The organism is Microvirga zambiensis WSM3693, from assembly GCF_016735695.1.
Classification (GTDB): domain Bacteria; phylum Pseudomonadota; class Alphaproteobacteria; order Rhizobiales; family Beijerinckiaceae; genus Microvirga; species Microvirga zambiensis.
In genome coordinates this window covers 1-891 of the sequence record NZ_JAERQD010000210.1, presented here as the reverse complement: position 1 = coordinate 891, position 891 = coordinate 1, and the positions used below count along the sequence as shown (strand labels likewise).

General features: G+C 63.2%; 1 protein-coding gene and 1 pseudogene. Both read right to left on the bottom strand.

Going from position 1 to position 891, the window contains the following annotated elements:
* Positions 1-15: 15 nt before the first annotated feature.
* Positions 16-546: an IS630 family transposase gene (locus JKL46_RS34935; protein ID WP_246529753.1), complete on the bottom strand. Its 531-nt coding sequence runs from the start codon at positions 544-546 to the stop codon at positions 16-18.
* A gap of 34 nt (positions 547-580) precedes the next feature.
* Positions 581-891, bottom strand: a pseudogene (locus JKL46_RS34930) (IS630-like element ISSpo6 family transposase); the annotation flags it as partial.

The window sequence follows — 891 nt, the reverse complement described above, 5'->3', positions numbered from 1 at the left end:
TAGAGCATCGGACGGTTAAACGGACGCATATCCGGCAGCCCTGAGGAAGTTCCAACACTCGTGCGCCTCGAAGAGGTTGCATATGCTACCGAGGGCGCGCCAGAGCGCATCAAAGGTGCGGGCTTCGGCCTTGCGCAGGTGCGCTTTAATCTTGGCGAAGGCTTGTTCGATTGGGTTCATATCGGGCGAATAAGCCGGCAGGAACAGGAACCAGGCGCCCTTTTGCTTCAGGCATTCAGCGGCCTTTTCGCTCTTGTGGACGGCCAGGTTGTCGAGGATCACCACATCGCCTTTGCGCAGCGTCGGCGCGAGCTGCGTCTCGATGTAAACCTCGAATGACAATCGGGTGATCGGGCCGTCAATCACCCACGGCGCGCTCAGCTCGCTACACCGCAGCCCTGCGATGAACGTGTGGGTTTTCCAGTGTCCAAAGGGGGCGCTCATGCGCAGCCGCCGGCCTTTACGCGAGCGCCCGCGCAGGCGCGTCATCTTGGTGTTGACGTAAGTCTCATCGAGAAACACCAAGCGGTGCGGCTGCTCACGCATGCGCGGCTGACGGTGGGTCTGCCAGACCCGGCGCTCATCCCGCACGTCGGCGCGTGCGCACTCCGCCGCCATCAGGGCTTTTTTTATAACTGAAGCCGCACCGGCACAGGAAGCGCGAGAGCATGGCAGGGGCTGCCACCACTCCGTATTCCTCCAGCAGCCGAGCCGCGAGTTCAGGCATCGTGATGGCAGGCCTTGCCTCGACGGTCTGGATCAGGAAGCTCTCATAAGGCACCAGCTTGCCGCCTCCGGGCGGGCGACCTTGCCGGGCCGGCGCCGGCGAGCCGGTGTCCCGCGTTCGCCGCACCAGCTTGATGGCGAAGCTCTCGCTGACGTCAAAGTGCT